The sequence below is a fragment of the Mucilaginibacter sp. genome (assembly GCF_036383575.1).
In the GTDB taxonomy this organism is placed as follows: domain Bacteria; phylum Bacteroidota; class Bacteroidia; order Sphingobacteriales; family Sphingobacteriaceae; genus Mucilaginibacter.
This window is the reverse complement of the sequence record NZ_DASVOB010000584.1, coordinates 1-4,856: the sequence shown is the minus strand read 5'-3', so window position 1 is coordinate 4,856 and position 4,856 is coordinate 1. Positions and strand designations below refer to the sequence as shown.

The following is a 4,856-nucleotide window of genomic DNA, read 5'->3' as shown; positions in this document are numbered from 1 at the left end:
TTGCCGCGCTATCGCTCGCAATGACATTTTTAAGAAAGCAATGACATTTTTCTTCCCCATGCAAAACCCCGAGCTCATCCCCCATTTATTCCGTACCGAGTACCGTAAAATAGTATCGGTGCTGTGCCGCCGCTTTGGGTTTGATGAGATGGAAACCGCCGAAGACATTGCCAGCGATACTTTCCTTACTGCTGCCCAGGCCTGGAGCTATAAAGGCATTCCGCCAAACCCAACAGCCTGGCTTTATAATGTGGCTAAAAACAAGGCCAAAAATCATTTACAGCGCAATACCATTTTCGAAACCAAAGTATCGCCCGAGCTCCAAACCACAGCAACCTCCGAGCAGGATATCGACCTCTCGCCCCAAAACATCAGCGATAGCCAGTTGCAGATGATGTTTGCCATCTGTCACCCTGCCATTCCGCCCGAGGCACAGATCGGGCTCTCGTTACGGATCCTCTGCGGTTTCGGCATTGATGAAATAGCCGAGGCTTTCCTCACCGGTAAAGAAACCATCAACAAGCGCCTGTTCAGGGCAAAGGAAAAGATCCGCAACGAAAAAATAAAGATCGAAATGCCGGGTAAGGCCGAGATTGATAACCGGCTGGAAAATGTGCTTACCACCATTTACCTGCTGTTTAGCGAGGGCTATTATTCGGTAAGTCAGAACCAGGTTTTACGTAAGGACCTTTGCTTCGAGGCCATGCGTCTTTGCCACATGCTTATCGAAAACGAAGGCACCAACAAGCCGCCGGTCAATGCCCTGCTCTCGCTCATGTATTTCCACGCATCGAGGTTTGAGGCCCGTACCGATCAAAACGGCGGGTTAATTTTATACAACGACCAGGACACCAACCTCTGGAACCAGGACCTCATAGCCAAAGGTGCCTGGCATTTAAACCTTGCCACCACGGGCACCCAACTATCAAAATATCACCTTGAAGCCAGCATAGCCTACTGGCATACCCAAAAAACGGATTCTAAACAAAAATGGGAGAACATCCTCCAGCTTTATAACCGCCTGCTGCAAATAGCGTATTCGCCGGTAGCGGCACTTAACCGCACCTTCGCCCTTGCCAAAGCCAACAGCCCCGAACAAGCCATTATTGAAGCCGAAAAACTGCTGCTCACCGGCAATCAGTTTTACTACACCCTCCTGGGCCAACTCTATACCGGCATTGATAACGCACAGGCCAAACTCAACTTTGAAAAAGCCCTAACGCTGATAAAAACACCCGCCGATACTGCTGTTATACAAAGCAAAATAGATAAGCTCGAAAACAGGTAAAACTTATGAAGTTTTTGAAGCTCCGTAAGTCGGGATTTTGCAAGTTGCCGTGCTCAGGATGATAGTTGGCTTACTTAGGCAAGCCACCTAAAAAGTCAAGCACATCCTGGCCTATTTCTTTGGCATGTGTTTCCAAAGCAAAGTGACCTGTGTTGTAAAGCTTAACGATAGCGTTAGGATTATCGCGTTTGTAAGCTTCGGCACCGGCAGGTAAAAAGAACGGATCCTTATTTCCCCAAACAGCTAACAGTTTAGGCTTATGCTCCCTGAAGTAGGCCTGAAATTTAGGGTATAAGGCTACGTTAGTGCGATAATCAAGCATCAGGTCAAGCTGAATTTCCACATTCCCGGGGCGGTCGAGCGTTTGCTGATCGAGCGTGTAGCTTTCAGGTGCAATTAATGATGGATCAGATACACCTTCAAAATATTGAAACTTGGTCATTTTTTCTTTTACAAAGTCCCTTAAAGCGTCCCTGTTTTCCTTGCTCGAATCCTGCCAGTACTTTTGGATAGGGTTCCAGCCGGTGCTCAGGCCTTCTTCATAGGCGTTACCATTTTGGGAAATAATACCGGTTATTTTTCCGGGGTTAGCTACAGCCAGTCTTAAGCCGGTAGGTGCGCCGTAATCAAATATGTAAATGGCAAAACGTTTAAGGCCAAGCTCATCAATAAATGATTGCATGGTAGCAGCGAGGTTATCGAAAGTATATTGAAAACGGGTATGATCTGGCATATCTGAAAACCCAAAACCCGGCAGGTCGGGAGCCAGTACATGGTATTTTGTACTTAAAGTTGGGATCAGGTTCCTGAACATGTGCGATGATGTTGGGTAACCATGCAGCAACAATATAGTTGGTGCATCTTTAGGTCCTGCTTCGCGATAAAAAATATTTAAGCCATTGGCTTTAATGTTGCGGTAATGAATTTGATTGGTTTCCATGGTTTGAGTTTTTGAAGTTGAAGTTTGCTTTGATTGCGCCTTAGCCCCGTTGGCAATTAAAACAGCTACAATCATACTTAGTATCAGGTTTTTAGTTTTCATTTTTTCTGTTTTGATGATTCAAAATTAATATCGATATTTGATTATTAAAAACGATTAATAACGATAATTAAAATCATAAATAGTGATTTATGAATACTAATGATCTGAAGATATTTGAAGCGGTAGCAGCCAACGGGAGTTTCACCAAAGCTGCCGAAGCCATGTTTACTGTACAGTCAAACGTAACGGCGCGCATTAAAAACCTGGAAGAGGAATTTGGAGCAGATCTGTTCACCCGTACATCGCGCAAGGTAGCGTTAACCAGTGCCGGTGAAACGCTGATGCAATACAGCAAACAGATAGATCATCTGATGCAGGAAGCCAAAAAGGACATTAAAAAGTTTAACCAGGTAAGCGGCAGCCTTAAAATAGGCTGTATTGAAACTACCATGGCCTTTAAGGTTCCGGATATCCTTAGCCGCTTTACAGAAGCCTACCCTGATGTGGACCTGGAATTTAAATCACAAATGCGCAGCGAGCTCATCACCGATGTGATCAATTACAAATTGGATGCGGCTTTTATATCGGCCCCTATCAATTCGCCCGAGCTGGAGCAATTGCACATTAAGGAAGAGCAACTGGTGATCCTTGCCCCCGCACAAGGCCCCGAGCTGAGGGAATTACTTGCTACCCAACCGCTCAAGATCATCGTGTTTGACCAGGGCTGTGTTTTCCGTGCCCGGCTGGAAGCATGGCTTAACGCCAAAGGCATTATCCAGTACAAAAGCATCGTACTGAACTCGCTGGAAGGGATCATCAATTTTGTAGAGGCCGGTTTAGGAATCAGTATCCTCCCTGCCGAACTCATTGAGCAATATTATGCAGGCCGCAAGCTTAAAACACATACCCTCAATAAAGAACTGGGGACTATGTCGACAGTGCTCATCTACCGTAAAAACGTACCGCAATCAAGGGCTTTGAAGGCTTTTGTGGAGATGTATTAAGCCCTCCTGATATTACAAATTGTCATTGTGTTTTGCAGCTGATTATTCATTCAGCATAAATTTATCCACTCCTTCCGCAGGCTGCCACTTATCAGCAGGTTCAAAATAATGCCATAGCAGGGCCGATATCTTTTTAATCAGCAGGCCAGCCTCGTTATTGGGTGTCCAGCTGGTATCAGTGTTATGATTGGTGATAATGGAAAATACATAATCGCCATGCGGGGCGTTAACCAGCACAGTTTCCGAGCGTGATTCGTCAACTGCTCCCTGTTTGGATATGGTATGCACATACGGCGGAATCTGAGATAATGCATGCTCATCCCAATAAATACGCCCCATATTGCGGTACATCCGTTCACTGGCAGCCGGGCTTACCGCTTTACCTTCGCGGATCATGGTAAACAAGCGGCACATTTCGCGCGGGGTGCTTACGCCCCAGCCGTAAATTTTGCGCATGGCTTCCCTACCAGGAGCCCTCGAATTTACCCGCATCACTTTAAACCCATTTTGATCGAGCCAGTTATTGATATACTCACTGCCCACCAGCTTTTGCAGCCACAGGCTCGCGGTGTTATCGCTCATGGAGATCATTAGCATGGCCACTTTACTTAGCTGTACGGTATCTTTATCTTTAAAGGAACCCAACAGGTCTTCACCGGCATAAAGCAATGAATCGCGGTAAACCAGTTTCTGATTATACTTTAGTTCTCCCTTTTCTATCTTATCCATCACCCCGCATTGAATGCTCACTTTGATCATGCTTGCTGTAGGAAACAATGTGTCAGCATTGATCTCAGCTATTTTACCGGTTTTAAGATTATGCACGTAGATCCCAACCTGTCCGTGGAAATCCTTTACTGCATCATTCAATTTACCGGCGAGTTTACTATCAGTTTGGGCAAAAGCCGACGCTGCCAATAACAGCATCAGGAAGGTAAGTTTATGTTTCATGGGATAAGCGATCTGAGAAGATGAAAATACGAATTTTAAAATAACCGGCGATCATCTGTTTCATGTGGAGGGACTACTCAAAATACTATGTTTTTTATATTTGCTAAAAACCCGTTACCTCATGAGCCAGTTTGTTGATATCACCAATCGCAAAGTATTGTATCGCTTATTCCTTAATCTTGATGCGCAGGCTAAGCCACTTTGGGGTAAAATGACGCCTCAACAAATGATTGAGCACCTTGTAACCCAGGTTCAATACACCAACGGCACCAGGATACCAACCAGGGATGGGCCGCATGAAAATACCGCCGCACGCAAGCAAGCCGGCATTTATACCGACTTTGAAATGCCCCGCAATATTATTTTGGAAGAGCTACCCGATACGCTAACCTATCCCGACCTGGAAACGGCCATTAATCAATTAATGAAAGAGCTGGATACCTTCGACAGGTATTTCAACACGAATGATGTTAAAGTGATCCACGGTGGCTTCGGTCCGTTGGATTATTATGAATGGATCATATGGCATGGCAAACATTTCACCCATCATTTAAAGCAGTTTGGGGTGATAGGCTGGCAGTAAATTGGTATCAAATATTAACTTTGCTGTTCTTCAGAAATTTAAAAGAAG

General features: G+C 45.2%; 5 protein-coding genes. 3 read left to right on the top strand and 2 right to left on the bottom strand.

The window, feature by feature from the left end:
- Window positions 1–1,288, top strand: a 1,288-nt coding sequence (locus VF500_RS20865; protein WP_330861530.1) for an RNA polymerase sigma factor, incomplete at its 5' end; no start/stop codon positions are given.
- Window positions 1,289–1,358: 70 nt separating this feature from the next.
- On the opposite strand, the gene VF500_RS20860 is transcribed toward VF500_RS20865, so the two are convergent.
- Window positions 1,359–2,330, bottom strand: a complete 972-nt coding sequence (locus tag VF500_RS20860) for an alpha/beta hydrolase (RefSeq protein ID WP_330861529.1) — start codon at window positions 2,328–2,330, stop codon at window positions 1,359–1,361.
- Window positions 2,331–2,419: 89 nt separating this feature from the next.
- Between VF500_RS20860 and VF500_RS20855 the strand changes: the two genes are divergently transcribed.
- The gene (locus VF500_RS20855; RefSeq protein ID WP_330861528.1) at window positions 2,420–3,274 is read left to right on the top strand and encodes a LysR family transcriptional regulator; all 855 of its coding nucleotides are present in this window, start codon (window positions 2,420–2,422) and stop codon (window positions 3,272–3,274) included.
- A gap of 42 nt (window positions 3,275–3,316) precedes the next feature.
- Here the strand turns inward: VF500_RS20855 and VF500_RS20850 are convergent, their stop codons facing one another.
- The gene (locus VF500_RS20850; protein ID WP_330861527.1) at window positions 3,317–4,225 is read right to left on the bottom strand and encodes a serine hydrolase; all 909 of its coding nucleotides are present in this window, start codon (window positions 4,223–4,225) and stop codon (window positions 3,317–3,319) included.
- A gap of 121 nt (window positions 4,226–4,346) precedes the next feature.
- Here VF500_RS20850 and VF500_RS20845 point away from each other — a divergent pair, with 121 nt between their 5' ends.
- A complete protein-coding gene (locus VF500_RS20845; RefSeq protein WP_330861526.1) occupies window positions 4,347–4,808 on the top strand; it encodes a hypothetical protein in 462 nt (153 codons plus the stop codon).
- Window positions 4,809–4,856 lie beyond the last annotated feature (48 nt).